Genomic DNA, 16,990 nt, shown 5'->3' on the forward strand with positions numbered 1-16,990 from the left:
CTGAAGCCGTATTGGCGTTTTGCTGAGTGCTCAAGAGAGAAAGAAGGTTTTTGAGATAATGTTTATCAATGGAGAAGAGGGTATGCTTGAGTTTAATATGATGGTTCTTTTACTGATTATGGCGTTTTTGATTTCGTCGGTAAAAATTCTCAGGGAGTATGAGCGGGGTGTTGTTTTTCGTCTCGGGCGGATTATCGGAGCAAAAGGGCCGGGGATTATTATTCTTATTCCGGGGATCGACAAAATGGTAAAAGTTGATCTTCGTACGGTAACGCTTGATGTTCCGCCTCAGGATATTATCACTCGAGATAATGTCTCCGTAAAGGTTAGCGCAGTGGTCTATTTTCGGGTACTTGATCCAATCAAGGCTATTGTTGAGGTTGCGGATTTTCATTTTGCGACCTCCCAACTTGCCCAGACCACGCTTCGCAGCGTATGCGGACAGGGGGAACTGGATAACCTGCTTGCGGAGCGCGATGAAATCAATGACCGTATTCAGGCCATTCTCGACAAGGATACGGAGCCTTGGGGTGTGAAGGTCGCCAAGGTTGAGGTGAAGGAGATTGATCTGCCTGAAGAGATGCGCCGGGCTATGGCCAAACAGGCTGAGGCTGAACGGGAACGTCGTTCTACAATTATTAATGCGGAAGGGGAGTATCAGGCAGCACAGCGGCTTGCTGATGCGGCGACGATTATTGCCGCCAGTCCTTCTGCCTTGCAGCTTCGTTATCTGCAGACGCTGAAGGATATCTCTGCCGAGAATAACTCTACTATTATCTTTCCGTTGCCGATTGATCTGCTTAAACCATTTCTTGAAAGCAGGTCATCCGGCCCATCCCAGGCAACATAAACCATTCCGATCATGTTCAAGATTCATGCGATTCTTTGTCCCGTCGATTTTTCTGATGCTTCCCGCAAGGCGGTGCAGTATGCCAGAGAGTTTGCCTCGAATATGGGGGCCTCTGTCTATCTGCTCAATGTTGTGGAGCCGAGACCGATGGCAGTTGACATTACCCTCAATTATGTGCCGCTTGAAGAGGATCTTGAAAAAGCCGCGGCAGAGGATCTTGATATTATTCTGCAGGAGTTTCTCGTTGCCGGACTCAAGGCTGAGTGTGCCATTGAGTTTGGCAATCCCTCTGATGTGATCCTTGAGAAAGCAGCGGAGCTTGATGTTAATCTCCTTATTATGGGTTCTCATGGTAAAAAGGGGCTGAGCCGTCTGATCATGGGCAGTGTGGCCGAGACGGTTGTTCGCAAGGCCAATTGTCCGGTACTGATCGTCAAGGCTGAGGAGAAGGAGTTTATCGGTGATGTGTGAAGGCTTCGATCAGGGCCTTCGCTCCGCTGAAGGGGCTGAGCTCTGCGAGAAGCACCTGTTGCTCGATACTCTCTTTTGAGCGGATGACTTCGGGATGAGAGAAAAACTCTCGTTTAAGCATCTCTTCAAGAACGGTATAGAGCAGATTTTTCAGTTGCTGGTGGCGTCTCTTTTCCAGGAGGTTTTGTTTGCGCATCTCTACAAAGAAGTCGGAGATATTCTGCCAGACCTCCTTGATGCCGATGCCTGTGATGGCCGAGGTGAGAAAAACCTTCGGTTGCCAGAACGGATGTTTTGCTGGCAGCATCCTGAGGGCTGCTTCGAATTCAGCCCTTGAAACAGCCGCAATACCTGCCTGATCGCCATCAGTTTTGGTGATTGCTACGGCGTCTGCTATCTCCATGATGCCTCGCTTGATGCCCTGCAGCTCATCCCCCGAGCCGGGCAGCATCAGCAGCAGGATAAAGTCAACCATGGTATCGACAAGAACCTCCGATTGCCCGACTCCGACGGTTTCCACCATAATGACATCATACCCGGCAGCTTCGCAGAGGATGATGGTTTCATGGGTTTTTGGCGAGGTGCCTCCAAGATAGCAGGATGAGGCTGTTGGGCGGATAAAGGCCTCCTTTCTTCCTGCAAGCTTTTCCATGCGTGCCTTGTCGCCGAGAATACTTCCTTTCGATTGCTTGCTGCTCGGGTCTATCGCCAGAACCGCAAGCCGGAGTCCCTGGTTGATGATCTCTTCGCCAAGGGATTCAATAAAGGTACTTTTTCCTGCACCCGGGGAGCCGGTTATGCCAATGCGGATTGCCTCTGTTTTTTTTGCGAGGCAGCGATCGAGAATCTCATGGGCTTTACGCTCATGTTCGGGTTTCTGTGACTCAATCAGGGTAATAGCCCTGCTGAGCATATGGCGATCCCCGTTCATGATGCCGCTGACCACCGTATCCACATCCGGGTTATAGCGCTTGGTCAAGTGGGGCGTATTGTTCATGCGCAAAGGGTCAAAATTCAGAAATCGATATCAACGTTTTACGTGCAATTTCCAACGTCTTTCAGGCAACGCACAAATATTAATCGTCGTAGGGGCACGGCATGCCGTGCCCTTACAAATGCCGTATCCCCACAAATGGCATGCCGTGCCCCCTACAGTGTGGTTACACCTGTGCGATCAATTTTTTCAAAATCGTAATGGCCGCTTCGGCAATGACGGTTCCCGGTCCGAAGATGCCTGCCACCCCTTTTTCATAGAGGAAAGCGTGATCTTTTTCGGGAATGATGCCTCCTGCAATGACAAGGATATCCTCCCGATTGTGGGCTTTTAGCTCTTCGATGATTTTCGGGATCAAGGTCTTGTGGCCGGCGGCAAGGCTCGATATGCCGATCAGGTGCACATCGTTGTCGAGTGCCTGCTGCACCACCTCTTCAGGTGTCTGGAATAAAGGGCTGATATCGACGTCAAAACCGACATCGGCAAAGCCTGCGGCAATGACCTTTGCTCCACGATCGTGGCCATCCTGTCCAACTTTTGAAACCATGATTCTCGGACGGCGACCGTCAAGCGACGCAAAGGTATCGGCGAGTTGCTGCGCCTCTTTAAAGAGTGTATTGTCCTGCATCTGCGACATATAGACACTGCTGTTAAGTCGGGTTATGGCGCGATATCTTCCAAAAGTTTTTTCGCAGGCGAATGAGATTTCTCCCAATGTAGCTCTTTTTCTTGCGGCATCAACGGCCAGTTCAAGCAGATTACCCTCTCCGGATGCTGCGCTCTCCTCAATTGCCTTGAGTGCAAGGGCACAAGCATCGCTGTCGCGTTCAGCCTTGATGGATGTCAGTCGCCGGAGCTGTTGATCGAGTACCAGGGTGTTGTCGACTTCGAGCAGCTCAATCTCAGTTTTGCTTGTGGTTTTGTAGCCGTTGACGCCGACAATGATCTCCTTGCCGCTGTCGATGCGGGCCTGTTTACGGGTTGCAGCCTCTTCAATCTGCAGTTTTGGGAGTCCTTGTTCGATCGCTTTGACCATTCCTCCCGCCTCTTCGATGTCGCTGATGATTTTCCATGCTTTCGCCGCGAGCTCTGCCGTCAGGTATTCAACATACGAGGAGCCAGCCCAGGGGTCGATGCTTCTGGTGATATCGCTCTCTTCCTGCAGATAGAGCTGGGTATTGCGGGCAATTCGGGCTGAAAAGGGTGATGGCAGTGCGATGGCTTCATCAAGCGCATTGGTGTGCAGTGACTGGGTGTGGCCGAGCGTTGCTGCCAGAGCCTCCAGGCAGGTGCGGGTGATGTTATTGAAGGGATCCTGCTCGGTCAGACTCCAACCAGAGGTCTGGCAGTGCGAACGGAGCATGAGTGATTTTGGATTTTTCGGATTGAACTGCCCGACGATTTTTGCCCAGAGCATTCTTGCGGCCCTTAATTTGGCTATCTCCATAAAGAAGTTCATTCCGGTCGCCCAGAAGAAAGAGAGGCGTGGCGCAAAGGCATCAATATCGAGACCTGTTTTCAGGCCGGTACGAATATATTCGAGGCCGTCGGCAAGAGTGAAGGCCAGCTCCAGGTCGGCTGTTGCTCCCGCTTCCTGCATGTGGTAGCCTGAGATGCTGATCGAGTTGAATTTCGGCATTTTTTCGCTGGTGTAGCGGAAAATGTCGGCAATAATCCGCATGGAGGGTTCTGGCGGATAGATATAAGTGTTGCGTACCATGAACTCTTTGAGAATATCGTTCTGGATGGTACCGCTGAGCTTTTCGGTTGGCACTCCCTGCTCTTCTGCCGCAACGATATAAAAGGCCATGATGGGCAGCACTGCTCCGTTCATGGTCATAGAGACTGAGATGTCGCCAAGCGGAATCTGGTCAAAGAGGATTTTCATATCTTCAACCGAGTCTACAGCTACACCGGCTTTCCCGACGTCGCCAATGACCCGTTCATGGTCAGAATCGTAACCACGGTGTGTTGGAAGGTCGAAAGCGACGGAGAGCCCTTTCTGACCTGCGGCAAGGTTCTGGCGGTAAAAGCGATTCGACTCCTCGGCGGTTGAAAATCCTGCATACTGCCTGATCGTCCAGGGTTGTGTGGTGTACATGGTGGTGTAGGGGCCACCTATGTAGGGAGCAAAACCGGGAGCAAAGTTCAGTTGCTCAGCTTGTCCAATATCGGATTCACGGTATAGGGATTTGATGTCGATTCCTTCCGCAGTTGTCCAGCCTGTCTGCTGAGCTTCTGTGCCAGTTTTATTGGCTGTTGGAGCGGAAGAGAAAATATCGATCTCTGAAAAGTCCGGTCTCATTGCACTCCGGTTTTACGTTGGTAGGATTTCAGCATTTCAAGAACATTGACGCCTGCATAGATGAAGCTGTCGAGGCCTGCGGCGAAGAGGCGTTCCTTTTCTTCGGGTGGCTTTCCTGCCATGACAGTAATAATGTCGCCATCGAGAGTATGAAGTCTCTTGCAGAGTGTTTCCGCTGTTGGAACAGGATCTTTTTCGGCTATACAGAAGACCATAATGTCCGGTTTATTCTGCAGGGCTGTGCTGTATGCCCTCTCTTCAAGAGGGAGTGTTGCGCGTCCGGCAATCTCAAAACCGCCACATTTGAAAAAGTCTTCGGCAAAGGCAGCTTGCTGGAAACTTATGGCCGGGTTGCCCAGCATCCAGATAAATACGGATGGTGTACGACCGGACTTCAGGCTGAAGGAACGGCTTTTCAGACGTACCAGCTCATAACCAGCGGTTTCATTACCTTCAGGGAGTTGTTCCAGAGCAAGCTCAAGTGCGTCGATATGTTCTACCTGTTCGTCCGTGAGAGGCCAGGGATAACGGTTGATGCCAATCAAGGTTTTTTTTCGGTTTTCGAGAACTCTCCGTCGTTTGTCGGTCGCTTCGGCAATCATGGTTTCAATGACACCGCGATCGGTAGCTTCAGCCATACCTCCTGCCGCTTCAATCTCTTTAAAGAGAGTCCATGCCGATTCGGCAAGCTCTCTGGTCATGGCTTCAATGTAGTGCGAACCATGTGCCGCGTCGACAACCCGGTCAAATGAGGCCTCTTCCTTGAGAATCAGGTGAATATTGCCCGTGATTCGTTCTGTAATTTCAGCTTTGACAGAGAGGCCTGTGTCGAATGCACCTATCTGCAGGGTGTCGTAACCGCCGAGAATTGCTGAAACTGATTCGGTGGTCAGTCGGAGCACATTGGTGTAGGGATCGAGCAGAGAGTGGTTTCTGTCTGATGTTCTGGCAAAGAGAGTTGGCTGTGCTGATCCTGATGCACCGTAGGCCTTCAGAAGATGCTGAAGGAGGTAACGCAGGGCTCTGGGTTTCGCCAGTTCGGTAAAGTGGCTCGATCCGACAGGAAGGATGATTTCCATCGCTGCAATGATGCTCTCCACCGGAACTCCGGATTCAGTAAAGCTGTGGAGATAGTCGCTTGCTATGGCGAGCGCAAATGCAATCTCCTGTGTTGATGTGGAGCCTTTTTCATGAAAAGGGATGGTATCAACAGCCAGAAATCTGAAGCGGGGAAGTGCCCTGAAGTGGGAATGGAACTTTTCGGGTTCGTAAAAGGGCTGATCTGCTGAAGAGGTGAGCAGCCCCCCCCTGTTTTCCGTAAATCCGGGAAGCGTCGCAAGCGCTGCAAGCAGTTCGTGAGCAGGAGGGAGGTTCCCTGAAAAGTGGATGGCAACCGCCGAGGTGTTGATTCCCGCAAAGAGTCGATTGAGCTGTTCCGGGGAACAGAGCGCAGGATCCGTTACTGCGAACTCGATTGCCGAAGCATCAAGTTCAAACGTTTTTAATGCGGCTTTGTTTGCACTTTCCGCTTCATGCACGGTAATACGGTGGCAATTTTTCCAGGTATTGTTTCCTTTTGAGGGTGGCAGCTCAAGGTGTTGTTCTTTCTCTTCATGAGCGTGCCAGGGTTCAAGATCAAAACCCTCTGGCGTATGCCAGACTATGGTTTCATAAGGTTTTCCTTTGAGGTCGGCAACTGCCTTGGTTTTCCATTCAGCCCGACTGACAGGCGGGAAGCTGGAAAAAAGAGAATCAGGCCGGGAGTGTGTCATAACGATGCTTCCTGCTGGTTTTGTGCAATGTTGTGCTGGCTGAGAAGTTCTGAAATTTTATACTTCAGGTTAGTCGGCAAAGCGGTATTTTCTACAAATCCTTTCTGTTGAAGCCACCAGGTAGTCTGGAAGTCCCTGGTTGTCGGTTTGCCGGTATATTGTTCAATGACCCGTTTGCCGGAAAAGCCGATGTTGCCAGCGTTATGTTCAAAGAGTTTAATTCCCCTTGATCCGATGCCTATGGCAACACCGCCAAGTGTTGGGTCGGTAACGATGGTAATAACAGGAAGTCCAGCTTTTTCAACACTCGATATGGCGACATGCAACTTCGGCAGTCCAACCATGGAGGAGCACCCTTCATGCATTCTTGCGCCACCTCCTGTAGCCTGGATAACAAGAGGGACACCTCTTTCAATGGCAGTTTTGCTTGCCCGCCAGATTTTTTCTGCTGTCGACATGCAGAATGAACCGCCGAGAAAATTGAAGTTGGTAGCACAAAAGACGACAGGCACACCCTCGATTGTGGCGTCTCCGGTTATAAAGGATGCTGCAGCGCCGGTTTTGCGCTGTGCTTCAACAATTTTCTTCTGGTAATCAGGGAAATCCAGAATATCTTTGTCAACAATGTAGCGGGTATTCCGGTGTTCGACGAATGAGCCGTTGTCGAGGACAAGGTTGATGTAGTCATGCGCTGTCAACCTGACATACCGATGTCCGCATATTTCACAGGTGAAGTTATCGGCAAAGAGCTTTGAGTACAGTACCGGATCAAGCACTTTTTTACCAGCATTGTCGATACAGTTTTTATGGCGGGCAACAAAGAGTATTTTTTTTGGCTTCGGAATAAAGTAGGTGACCGGTTTTTCAAAGCTGATGATCTCCTCCTCGCTGATGGTATCCCACTGCCCGATCTTTTCCCAGCGTTTCATTCTCTCTGCAAAAAGCTCATTGGATGGTATTCTGCTGAGCTGGTCAAGCCATTTTACCATCGAGCTTTTGAAAGACTGCAGGGCAGATTGCGGAAAATGGTGTGCCGGGCCATCCGGTTCAATGATGATGTCATCAATGATGCCGTTTTTCAGCGCTTTCTGAGCTGTTATCTGTGAAATTTCGGCGGCAAAGTTGGCCTTGTCCCTTGTGCGAAAAAGGATGGAAGAGCATGCTTCAGGTGAAATGACCATGTAGGTGGAAAATTCCATGGCAAGAACGGCATCGCATCCGGTCAGGGCAATGGCACCACCGCTGCATCCCCTGTTGATGATCACCGATATGGTAGGTACGGTTGCTTCGGCAAGCAATTGCATGCATCGACCAATTTTCCATGCAATTCCACCTCCTTCCGACTCTTCAGTGGGATCGGCACCTGCGGTATCGATTATGGTGATAATGATACGGTGTTCCTTTTCGGCAAGTTCAATGGCCTTGATTGCTTTCTCAAATGCTGCCGGTGTTGGCATGCCCTGATTCCATTTCGCAATCTCATCAGGATTTCTCAAAAGCTGGCGCATGAGCGCAAAATCAGAGGTTGGTGCCGATTGCTGGCCGATCAGCATGACAGGCCACCAGGCGTTTTCCCCATTGCGCAATACAGCCCGATGGGTCTGGATGATGCAACTGCCGTACAGATCGTTCTGCAGACACTCTTCAGTTTCTTCAAATACGGTAAGGTAATCGAGGTGTCTGGGGCGTTCGGGGTGAAAGGAGAGTTGATACTTTTCGTATTCGGTGAGCTGTTCAATACTCTCATGTGAGTAGCTGAAGCCCTCTTTTTTCTCGAAAGGCAGATAAAAATGTTTCACTGGTTACAAGCTGCTTTGTCTTGATTGGTTAATGCTGTTTTTGAGCAAATTCAAGAAGTACCCTGTTGGTCTCTTTAGGGTGAAGAAACATAATTTTTTTTCCGCCTGCCCCTTCTTTTGGCAAGCCAAGTGGATTGATATTGACGGAGCGAAGACGCTCCGTTTCTTTTTCGATGTCGTCGGTTTCAAATGCGATATGATGCATGCCGTCGCCGTTTTTTGCAAGAAATTTTGCAATGGCACTCTCATTGCTCATGGGTTCCAGGAGTTCGATTTTTGTCTCTCCAATGGAAATAAATGCAACGCGCACATTTTCAGACGGAACTTCTTCGATCCTGATCGCCTCCCTGGCGCACCCAAGAACGTTCCGGAACGTCTCAAGTGCGCTTTCAAGGTTTTGGACGGCAATCGCGATATGGTCAATTTTTTTGATCATGCGTCCTTTGTTATTGATTTGCTCTTTATGGCATATCCGATTGTCTGCAGTCCTTCCCTGATTTCATCGAGAATCACCGGATCGTCAATTGTTGCAGGCATGGTGTACTCTTCACTGTTGGCAATTTTGCGCATGGTTCCGCGGAGAATTTTTCCTGAACGGGTTTTTGGAAGGCGGTCGACAATAATGGCGCTCTTGAACGAGGCGACAGGCCCGATATTTTCACGCACGTATTCAATAACGTGCTTGATGATCTGGTTGTGCGGGGTATCAACATTGTTCTTGAGGACGAGGAAGCCGAGCGGCACCTGGCCTTTCAGGTCGTCATGAACGCCGACGACAGCACTTTCTGCAACGTCAGGATGTTCACAGAGAGCGCCTTCAATTGCTCCGGTAGAGAGTCTGTGACCGGCAACATTGATGACGTCATCGGTGCGTGACATGATGTAGATGTAGCCATCTTCGTCAATATAACCGGCATCGCTGGTCTGGTAGTATCCGGGGAACTGTTTCATGTAGGTCTCGACAAAGCGATTGTCGGCTTTCCAGAGAGTCAGCATGGTACCGGGAGGAAGAGGCTGTTTGATGACGATGTCGCCCATCTGTCCAGCGGGAAGCTCTTCCAGATCTGAATTGACGACCTGAACATTATAACCAGGTACAGCCCTTGATGATGATCCGTACTTGACCGGTCCAGGTTCAATGCCCTGGCAGTTTGCCGCAATAGCCCATCCAGTCTCAGTCTGCCACCAATGGTCAATGACCGGTACATTCAGATTGCGCTCAGCCCATTTGACCGTATCGGGATCAGCCCGTTCACCGGCAAGAAAGAGAGTCCGGAACCTGGAGAGATCATAGTTTTTGATGTAGTTACCATTTGGGTCCTCTTTTTTGATAGCCCGGAATGCCGTTGGCGCAGTAAAGAGCACTGCGACATTGTGTTCGCTGATGATTCGCCAGAAGGTGCCGGGGTCGGGTGTGCCGACCGGTTTCCCCTCAAAAATAAGTGTGGTGCATCCCTGAAGAAGGGGAGCGTAGACGATATAGGAGTGGCCGACAACCCAGCCAACATCACTCGCAGCCCAGAAAACCTCTCCAGGTTCAACGTTATACACATTTTTCATTGACCATTGCAGAGCGACCATGTGGCCGCCGTGATCGCGGACGATTCCCTTTGGCTGGCCGGTGGTTCCCGATGTGTAGAGGATGTAGAGGGGATCGGAAGATTCAACAGGGACGCATTGAGCGGGTTCGGCACCGAGGAGAGACTGGTTCCAGGTCAGGTCGCGCTCTTCGTTGAGTTCCGCTTTGAGCTGGTCGCGCTGTTTGATGATACAGATTTCAGGCTTGAAGTGGGCAAGCTCGATGGCAAAGTCGAGCAGACGCTTGTAGTCAATTACTTTACTGTGTTCAATGCCGCAGGATGCTGAAATGATCACTTTCGGTTTGCAGTCATCAATTCGTATGGCAAGTTCATGAGAGGCAAAACCACCGAATACGACGGAATGGATAGCTCCGATTCTTGCACAGGCAAGCATGGCAACTACGGCTTCGGGGATCATTGGCATATAGATGATCACGCGATCACCCTTGCGAACTCCTCTCGATTGCAATGCACCGGCGAAGAGCGCCACGATATCCCGGAACTCCCGAAAAGTATAGCGTTGTTTTGTACCTGTTACCGGACTGTCGAAAATAACAGCCAAATCGTTACCGCGTCCTTCATCAACATGGCGATCCAGGGCATTGTAACAGGTGTTGGTCATTCCGCCAGCAAACCATCGATAAAAAGGCGGGTTACTGGTATCCAGAACGGTGTTCCATTTCTTGTACCAATGAAGCTTTTCTGCGGCTTCTCCCCAGAATGCTACCGGGTTCTGAATTGAGTGCTGATAGACGGTGCTGAAGGACTGCGACATACGAATAACCCCCTGGAAAAAAATGAGTTAATAAAATAAAAGGGAGGACGGTTTATTCAGAAAGAACGGACATACGGTATGATGGCGGCAGAACATTGAGTGGACTGATTTATTTTTTAAAATTAAAACCCAATGTTAACAAAAATAGACAGTAGTTCAATGATCATTTGTCAGGTCAGTGGTTTCAGCTCTCTGAAGAGTTGAAAAAAATCTTCAACTGAGAGTGCTTCGGCTCTCAGTTTCAGGGTATGGTTTGCTACTGATTCAAGGTTATAGCTCTCTTTGAGATTGTTCAGCAGGGTTTTTCGGCGCTGGTGAAAAGCTATTCGGACAAAGCGACGGAACCCGTCAGCATCGTTCAAGGGGACATTGTTTTTTGGAGTCATCTGCAAAACAGCACTGTCGACACCTGGTTGTGGTCTGAAGACTTTGCGTCCAACCTTGAAAAGATAGTTGACATCGCAGAAAGCTTGCATCTGAACAGCAAGAATGCCATAATCCTTTGTGCTTGGATGTGCAACAATTCTCATGGCGACTTCATGCTGCATCATCAGTGTTGCTGAAAAAAAAGTATGACGGTGTTCAAGCAGTTTAAAAAGGATCGGTGTCGTGATGGAGTAGGGGATGTTGCCGAGTATTTTGAGTGGTTTATCGTGTGCGAGTGCGGCAAGATCGGTTTCGAGAAAGTCGCCTTCAATGAGGTTGAGTTGTGGATATTCAGATCGGATGAAGTCCGCGAGTTTGTGGTCTTTTTCGACGACGGTGAAGAGTGGGCAGAATTCCATGATCGCTCTTGTCAGGGCACCGAATCCAGGGCCAATTTCAAGAATGTTATCTTGGGGAGTGGCGCCTGATGCAATTACTATTTTTCTTGTGATATTACGGTCTGTGAGAAAGTTTTGACCTAATTTTTTTTTTACTGCTATTTCTGTATGCTTATATTCAACAACTTTTCTCATGGGGTTTGCATTTTTTTGAGTACCATAGCCAAGCGGAAGTACTTTTCACAATTTAAGTTATTCTGGAAGTAATGGAAGAAAATAACATCGGGGTTCCGGCTTCGCCATATGTTTCGCGGGGAAACAAAGCTACCCGTACCGGGTTTGGCGAAGCTTTGCTTGAAATAGGCAGGGAGGATAGTTCTGTTGTCGCTCTGTGCGCCGATTTGACGGGCTCCCTGAATATGAATTTATTTCGCGATGCTTTTCCCGACCGTTTTATCCAGACAGGGATCGCTGAGGCAAACATGATCTCCATGGCTGCCGGTCTTGCGACAACAGGCAAAATACCGATTGCAGCAACGTTTGCCGTCTTTGCTACTGGCAGGGTTTACGATCAGATACGCCAGTCGGTCTGTTATTCAAATCATAATGTAAAGATCTGCGCTTCACATGCAGGGCTGACACTGGGTGAAGATGGAGCTACCCACCAGATTCTTGAGGATATTGGCCTTATGCGTGGTCTGCCAAGAATGACGGTAGTTGTGCCCGCCGATTACAGTGAAACCATTCGTGCGACCAGGGCCATTGTGAAGCATCAGGGGCCAGTCTACCTTCGTTTCGGAAGGCCGAACATTCCTGATTTTTCGCTTGACGAGGATGGCTTTGAAATCGGCAAGTCGATCGAGCTCCATCCAGGAAAAGATGTTACCGTCATTGCCTGTGGTATCATGGTCTGGAAAGCTCTTGAAGCTGCGCGTATACTTGAAAAAGAGGGGGTTGGCGTCAGGGTGATCAACATGCACACGATCAAGCCAATCGATACGCTTGCTATCGTTCGCGCGGCCAATGATACCGGCGCTCTTGTTACGGCTGAAGAGCACCAGACCTTTAACGGTCTTGGTGATGCAGTGGCCCATGTTTGTGCTCTCAATATTCCGGTACCGATTGAGATGGTCGGAGTTGAAGATCAGTTTGGCGAGTCAGGAAAAGCTGATGAGCTTCTGGAAAAATACAGGCTGACAACCGGAGACATTCTTGAAAAAATTTACATCGCTCTGCGCAGAAAGAGTTGACGGTAATAATTCTATACAATCTACAGGAGATAAGATCAGATGGCAATGCCGAATTTAGGTGATATGATGAAACAGATCCAGCAGGCTGGTGAAAAGATGCAGGATGTACAGAAACAGCTTGAAAAGATTGTGGCTCATGGTGAAGCCGGGGGTGGCATGGTTAAAGTCAGTGTCAGCGGCAAGCAGAAGCTGCTCAGCCTGACTATTGATCCTGACATCATGGATGATGCGGAAATGGTGCAGGATCTTGTTCTGGCTGCAGTGAACAATGCTCTGGATGAATCTGCAAGGCTTGCACAGGAAGAGATATCCAAGGTGACCGGAGGGATGATGAATCCTGCGGATATTCTCAAAAACCTGAACCTCGGTCAATAATTTTTCATGCGTTATACTTCGGCTGCCCTGGAATCTCTTATTGATGAATTTGCAAAACTCCCTGGTGTCGGACGCAAAACTGCCCAGCGTCTTGCCATGTATATTTTGCGTGAGCCAAGAGCTGAGGCAGAAAGGCTGGCCGAAGCCCTGCTTGAAGCCAAAGATAACGTTATTCGTTGTTCTGTTTGCCAGAACATCACTGATGTCGGCGTCGATCCTTGTGCACTCTGTACCAGCAAGGCACGTGACCGTTCAGTGATCTGCGTTGTCGAATCTCCCGTTGATATGCTCGCTTTTGAAAAAACCGGCCATTACAAGGGGCTCTACCATGTTTTGCATGGAGTTATCTCACCCCTTGATGGTATTGGTCCTGACGACATCAAGGTGCGGGAACTGTTGTTGCGGTTCACAATGCCGCAGAGTCCAGCAGTCAGGGAGGTTGTTCTTGCCCTGAATCCGACCATTGAAGGAGAAACAACAGCGCTCTATCTCAGCAAGCTTCTCAAGCCACTTGGCATCCATGTTACAAAAATAGCTCGCGGGATTCCAGTTGGAGCGGAGCTTGAATTTATCGATGAAGCAACCCTTTCACGGGCAATGGAAGGACGCACGGTTGTATAGCGTTTTTTAAATGCCGTTTCAATTCCGAATAATGAGCTCAGAAAAAAAGTCAGTGTTGATTCTTGGTGGTGGCCTTGCAGGTCTGACTGCCGCCAAACGTTTAACCGATAACGGGTTTCAGGTAAAGGTACTTGAAAAAAGAACGATCTTCGGAGGGAAAGTATCGGCATGGAAAGATGATGAGGGTGACTGGATCGAATCAGGAACCCACTGTTTTTTCGGTGCCTACAGTGTACTCTACGATCTTATGAAAGAGATCAAAACCGCTCATGCTGTTGTCTGGAAAGAGCACCAGCTCACCTATACCCTTGAGGGAGGAAAGCGCTTTACCTTTCATACCTGGGATCTTCCCAGTCCATTGCATCTTCTGCCTGCGATTGTCAAAAATGGCTATTTTACTTTTGGCGAAATGGTGGCGTTTGCGAAATCTCTGATTCCTCTCGCACTGAAAAAAGAGAAGTATCCTCCAACACAGGATCATCTGACCTTTACCGAATGGGCAAAAGAGAAAAAATTTGGCAATCGACTTCTTGAGAAGATGTTTCGTCCGATGGCTCTTGCCCTGAAGTTTATTCCGCCCGAAGAGATTTCTGCCAAGATTATCCTTGATGTTACCGAGACTTTTTACCGCATTCCTGATGCCTCCCGAATGGGCTTTCTCAAAGGATCTCCCCAAGAATATCTGACACAGCCCCTTATTGACTACTCGGAATCGAGGGGAGCAATTTTCAAGAATGGAACAGTTGTCGATGAGTTGCTTTTCGATGGCGCTGAAATTAATGGCGTTCAGCTTCGCAATGGCGAGATTCTGACAGCCGATTACTACCTTTGCGCACTGCCGATTCATAATCTGAAAAGGGTTTTGCCTGATAATCTCAAACGCCATGACCCGTTTTTTGGTGATCTTGACAAGCTTGAAGGGGTTCCTGTGATTTCTGTCCAGATCTGGTACGACCGTGAAATTACCTCTGCCGATAATGTGCTTTTCTCTCCTGATGGAGTCATTCCTGTTTATGCCAACCTTGCCCGTACCACACCTGAATACACAACACTCAGAGGAGAACCCTTCAAGGGCAAAACCCGTTTCGAGTTCTGTGTAGCTCCGGCAAAAGATCTTATTGCACTCTCAAAGGAGGAGATTATCCGCCTTGTTGACTTGAGTGTCAGAAATTGCTATCCAGAAACGTCACACGGCGCAAAAATTCTGAAGTCAACAGTAGTCAAAATTCCCCAATCGGTCTATGCGCCACTACCTTTCATGGAGCAGTACCGTCCCACACAGAAAACACCGATCCGAAACCTTTTTCTTGCAGGCGGATTTTCTCAGCAACTCTATTACGACTCTATGGGTGGTGCCGTGATGAGTGCAAATCTTGCTGTGGATGGGATTGTGAAAGATGCCAGGTTGAGAGAGGGTTAGCCAGATTGCTTTTCTTTCCCGAGGTACCCAAAGAGCACTTAAACATACGATAAAATGCATTTATATAGATCGTTTCAGTCATCAATGACTTGATGTCGCCCTCCTCCTAAAACTCGGGATTGACGCATACTGTCACGGTTTAATCATCATTTGTGCGTGGCAGTGACAAGGTAAAAATTGTGCCACCTTCTGCTGGCGTAGTGAAGGCGAGAGTTCCCTTGTGTGTGACGACAATAATATCCCAGGAAATGCTTAAGCCCAGTCCGGTACCATTTCGTGAGTTTTTGGTGGTAAAAAAAGGGTTGAAAATATCTTTTTGGATTGCTTCAGGGATGCCAGGACCATCATCTGCAATTGAACAGTAAACATTGCTGCTGTCGAACCATGTTTGAATGGTGATGGTTCCGTTTGCATGTCGTTTCTGGGACTGTATGGCGTGGACACTGTTGATAATCAGGTTGAGAAAGACCTGATTGATCTGTTCCGGATTGCAGGCGATAAGCGGTAACTCTCCAAGGGTGGTCTTAATATCTGCGCAAGAGCTGTATTCATGACGTGCGATGGTGAGGGTGTCGATGATCCCTTGATTGATGTCGAAAGGAATCTTCTTGTCTATTGCGTAGCGGTGCGACAAGTTTCTCATGCTGTTGATGACTGCGGTAATGCGTTCGAAGCCACGTTGGGACTCGACTATAATCTCGGGAATATCATCAATCAGCATCTCTACATTAAGCTCGGACTCTCTTTTGCGCAGTTTTTGTACGTCGAGTGGAGAGAGCGTTCCATCCTCAAATTTTTGGGTTACTATTTTGTACTCTGTCAGTATAATTCGCAAGTCAGAGGTAATCTCCCGAATATTTGCAAAATTGATAGCGATGAAATTCAGGGGATTGTTGATTTCATGAGCCATGCCAGCGGCAAGTTGGCCGACCATCTCCATTTTCTGTGATTGCTGAAGCTGCTGCTGAAGTTTTTCCCGTTCCTCTTCGGCAATTTTTTTTGCTACAATATCCCACGTCAGGTTGGCAAGTATAGTTACCCAGCGCACATCGTTCCCATCATATGGCTCGGGTTTGTTACCAACACCCATTGTAGCAACTATCCTGTCGTTCCGAATGACAGGAACCACCAGTTCACGTATGAGCTCTGTCTCGCATTCTTTTGCCATCCCCATGTAATGCTTGATTGCTGGCTCATAATTGTTCATCACTGCTCTTTGCTCTCGTATGGCATCAGCCCATATTCCAGACTTATCCAACGGTATATGCTTTCTCTTTTCTTTTCCTGGGCAGATCACTTTTTCGGTATTGGTTGAGACTGACTGCAGAGAAAGTGACATCTGATCTTTTGCTACAAAAAAAGCAAATCCAATCCTGCTTTGGGTTATTTGTTCAGCCTCGTCGAGAGTTGTCTGCAGTAATTGCTCCACCGATGAGCATTCAGCCATCTGGAGAATGCGAAGCCGGAATGTCAGGAGAAATTCGTAGTACTTGCGTTCGGTGACTTCATCGAACATCGAAACGAAATATCCTTTTTGCGGGCAGTATACGGAAACGTCAAACCATTTTTTCAAATGTTCAATATAGATTTCAAACCGATCAGGAATTCCTGTTTCGGCTACCCGAAAATGTTTTTCGAGAAACTTCGACTGAGTCTTGTTGATGTCCGGAAAAATCTCGGATATTTTTTTTCCAATAACATTTTTCAAACCGGTTATGGTCTCATAACCAGTGTTAACCTCTTGATGGATAAAATCGATCGCAGCTCTCTTTTCGTAAATGACTTTGCCATAAACGTAACCATTTCGCATGTAATCGATGAGATTTCTGTGTGAGGTTTTGTAGTCCAATACCGTGTTGTCGTGCAAAGGGAGTGCTGCCTTTTGTTTTTTCTGAATTATTGCGTCAAGCGATTTTTTTCGCGCTTGCTGGCACTTTTCAGTCGCCGGAAACTCATCAGAAACTATTTTCTTGTTTTTCATGGACAATTATTAACAACAGGTCAGCCATTGGGA

The 16,990-nt window shown here is 48.5% G+C and carries 14 protein-coding genes; 6 read left to right on the plus strand and 8 right to left on the minus strand.

All coding sequences use genetic code 11. From position 1 onward, the window contains the following. Positions 1 to 82 precede the first annotated feature (82 nt). Positions 83 to 850 (plus strand): slipin family protein, encoded by a 768-nt coding sequence (locus PPHA_RS05805; RefSeq protein ID WP_041526725.1) that lies wholly within the window; start codon positions 83 to 85, stop codon positions 848 to 850. A 12-nt stretch (positions 851 to 862) separates the two neighbouring features. Continuing rightward, positions 863 to 1,321, plus strand: a complete 459-nt coding sequence (locus tag PPHA_RS05810; protein WP_012507932.1) for a universal stress protein — start codon at positions 863 to 865, stop codon at positions 1,319 to 1,321. Here the strand turns inward: PPHA_RS05810 and meaB are convergent. The 7 genes from meaB to rsmA all read right to left on the minus strand — a co-directional run bounded on the left by meaB (position 1,305) and on the right by rsmA (position 11,505). Continuing rightward, positions 1,305 to 2,318: a methylmalonyl Co-A mutase-associated GTPase MeaB gene (meaB, locus tag PPHA_RS05815; protein WP_012507933.1), complete on the minus strand. Its 1,014-nt coding sequence runs from the start codon at positions 2,316 to 2,318 to the stop codon at positions 1,305 to 1,307. The genes PPHA_RS05810 and meaB overlap by 17 nt on opposite strands. A gap of 163 nt (positions 2,319 to 2,481) precedes the next feature. Further along, positions 2,482 to 4,620: a methylmalonyl-CoA mutase gene (scpA, locus tag PPHA_RS05820; protein WP_012507934.1), complete on the minus strand. Its 2,139-nt coding sequence runs from the start codon at positions 4,618 to 4,620 to the stop codon at positions 2,482 to 2,484. After that, a complete protein-coding gene (locus tag PPHA_RS05825; protein ID WP_012507935.1) occupies positions 4,617 to 6,392 on the minus strand; it encodes a methylmalonyl-CoA mutase subunit beta in 1,776 nt (591 codons plus the stop codon). The genes scpA and PPHA_RS05825 overlap by 4 nt, the downstream gene beginning before the upstream one ends. Further along, positions 6,389 to 8,191: a carboxyl transferase domain-containing protein gene (locus PPHA_RS05830; RefSeq protein WP_012507936.1), complete on the minus strand. Its 1,803-nt coding sequence runs from the start codon at positions 8,189 to 8,191 to the stop codon at positions 6,389 to 6,391. Before PPHA_RS05830 ends, PPHA_RS05825 begins: the two co-directional genes overlap by 4 nt. Before the next feature lie 28 nt (positions 8,192 to 8,219). After that, positions 8,220 to 8,627 (minus strand): methylmalonyl-CoA epimerase, encoded by a 408-nt coding sequence (gene mce, locus PPHA_RS05835; protein ID WP_012507937.1) that lies wholly within the window; start codon positions 8,625 to 8,627, stop codon positions 8,220 to 8,222. Beyond that, entirely contained in the window at positions 8,624 to 10,546 is a 1,923-nt protein-coding gene (locus PPHA_RS05840; RefSeq protein WP_012507938.1) for a propionyl-CoA synthetase, read from the minus strand. Before PPHA_RS05840 ends, mce begins: the two co-directional genes overlap by 4 nt. Positions 10,547 to 10,716: 170 nt before the next feature. Continuing rightward, the gene (rsmA, locus tag PPHA_RS05845; RefSeq protein ID WP_012507939.1) at positions 10,717 to 11,505 is read right to left on the minus strand and encodes a 16S rRNA (adenine(1518)-N(6)/adenine(1519)-N(6))-dimethyltransferase RsmA; all 789 of its coding nucleotides are present in this window, start codon (positions 11,503 to 11,505) and stop codon (positions 10,717 to 10,719) included. Between the two features lie 71 nt (positions 11,506 to 11,576). Between rsmA and PPHA_RS05850 the strand changes: the two genes are divergently transcribed. Genes PPHA_RS05850 through PPHA_RS05865 form a run of 4 tightly spaced genes read left to right on the plus strand, consistent with a single transcriptional unit; the run spans position 11,577 to position 14,976 of the window. Then, entirely contained in the window at positions 11,577 to 12,560 is a 984-nt protein-coding gene (locus PPHA_RS05850; protein WP_012507940.1) for a transketolase family protein, read from the plus strand. A gap of 39 nt (positions 12,561 to 12,599) precedes the next feature. Continuing rightward, entirely contained in the window at positions 12,600 to 12,935 is a 336-nt protein-coding gene (locus tag PPHA_RS05855; RefSeq protein ID WP_012507941.1) for a YbaB/EbfC family nucleoid-associated protein, read from the plus strand. Positions 12,936 to 12,941: 6 nt separating this feature from the next. Then, on the plus strand, positions 12,942 to 13,556 hold the full coding sequence (gene recR, locus PPHA_RS05860) for a recombination mediator RecR (protein WP_012507942.1): 615 nt from the start codon (positions 12,942 to 12,944) through the stop codon (positions 13,554 to 13,556). 31 nt (positions 13,557 to 13,587) lie between these two features. Then, positions 13,588 to 14,976 (plus strand): FAD-dependent oxidoreductase, encoded by a 1,389-nt coding sequence (locus PPHA_RS05865; protein ID WP_012507943.1) that lies wholly within the window; start codon positions 13,588 to 13,590, stop codon positions 14,974 to 14,976. Between the two features lie 139 nt (positions 14,977 to 15,115). Here the strand turns inward: PPHA_RS05865 and PPHA_RS14550 are convergent, their stop codons facing one another. After that, positions 15,116 to 16,957 carry an ATP-binding protein gene (locus PPHA_RS14550; protein ID WP_012507944.1) on the minus strand — a complete coding sequence of 614 codons (1,842 nt, stop codon included), beginning with the start codon at positions 16,955 to 16,957 and terminating at the stop codon, positions 15,116 to 15,118. Positions 16,958 to 16,990 lie beyond the last annotated feature (33 nt).

This window comes from Pelodictyon phaeoclathratiforme BU-1 (genome assembly GCF_000020645.1).
GTDB lineage: Bacteria > Bacteroidota > Chlorobiia > Chlorobiales > Chlorobiaceae > Chlorobium > Chlorobium phaeoclathratiforme.